Consider the following 1309-nt stretch of genomic DNA (forward strand, 5'->3'; position numbering starts at 1 on the left):
GCCGGTCGTGGCCGTCCAGCAGGCCGAGGCGCGGCGGGCGGCGCAGATCGTCGCGGCCGCCGACCGCAACAATCCCGGGGCCGCCGCCCTGGTGCCCGGCTTCCAGTACCAGGGCGACCCCGACGCCCCGACCCTGCCCCCGGCCGAGGGGCTCAGCGAGAAACCGGAGGACCTCGGGGAGGAGTGCCCGGGGGACTGGACGCAGCACTACACCGTGCCGAGCGGCTGCCACGTGGTGCACGAGGCAGGCTCTTCGGCCACCGTGATCTACGCCATCGGCAACAGCCACGTCCAGCACTGGATCCCCGCGTTCGAACGGCTCGCGGAGCAGCGCGGCTGGACCCTGATCACCTTCCTGCGCCCCGGGTGCTTCTTCACCGCCGAGCATCCCAACCCGCAGCCGGAGTGCCGGGAGTGGTACGAGACCACCCGCGCCCTCGTGGAGAACCGCCCGCCGGACATCCTCTTCACCCAGGCCACCTACGACCGGGTCGGCGACGGTGACGAAGCCGTCCTGACCGGGTACGAGGGCGAGACGCGGCACTGGACGGGTCGCGGCATCACGGTGGTCGGCATCCGCGACAACCCCCGGTGGCCGACCGACCGGACCTCCTGCGCGGTGGAGAAGGGCGCCGACGACCCCTCGTGCGGCCTCTCGCTCGGTGGCGCGCTCGGCTCGCAGGAGAGCCCGGCTGCCGCCCTGGAGCAGACGGTGCCCGGCTTCGGGTCCATGGACCTGACCGACGTGATCTGCCCGGACGGGTACTGCCCGCCGTCCATCGGCAACGTGTGGGTGTACCGGGACAGCAACCACCTCACCGAGGTCTATGCCCGCTCGGCCCTCCCCGCCTTCCAGGAGGCGTGGGACCGGGCGGTCGCCCGGGCCGGGGGCCGGTGACGGGTCGGCAGGGGTGCGCGCGGACCCGCCCTCCGTGCTGCCTCCAGCGGGTCCGGTAGAGTTCTGGAGTCCCGACCGCGTCCCCCCTCCCCCCGGGCGCGGCGTTCCCCAGGAGGTCCCCCATGCTGACCACGGTCGGCCCTGCCGCCGAAGCGCGACCCCGCCCGTCCCGGCACGGCTCGGCCCAAGGAGCCCAGCCCCACCTGGACCGGTACTCGGGGTTCCGTCCGGAGGTCGAGGGGCTGCGGGCGGTGGCGGTGCTGCTGGTGGTGGTCTACCACGTATTCCTCGGGCGGGTCTCGGGGGGCGTGGACGTCTTCTTGCTGATCTCGGCGTTCTTCCTCACCCTGTCCTTCACGCGCAAGCTCGAGTCGGGCCGGGCGCTGGGGCTGGGCCGGTACTGGCTGCACG

Annotated in this window: 1 protein-coding gene and 1 pseudogene; both read left to right on the forward strand. The window is 73.5% G+C overall.

Annotated features, from left to right (window positions below; translation table 11 throughout):
- A partial coding sequence (locus tag M3185_RS16900; protein ID WP_285860039.1) for an SGNH hydrolase domain-containing protein occupies nt 1-898 on the forward strand: 898 nt, incomplete at its 5' end.
- A gap of 122 nt (nt 899-1020) precedes the next feature.
- Nucleotides 1021-1309, forward strand: a pseudogene (locus M3185_RS16905) (acyltransferase family protein); the annotation flags it as partial.

This window comes from Kocuria rosea (genome assembly GCF_023715525.1).
Classification (GTDB): domain Bacteria; phylum Actinomycetota; class Actinomycetes; order Actinomycetales; family Micrococcaceae; genus Kocuria; species Kocuria rosea_A.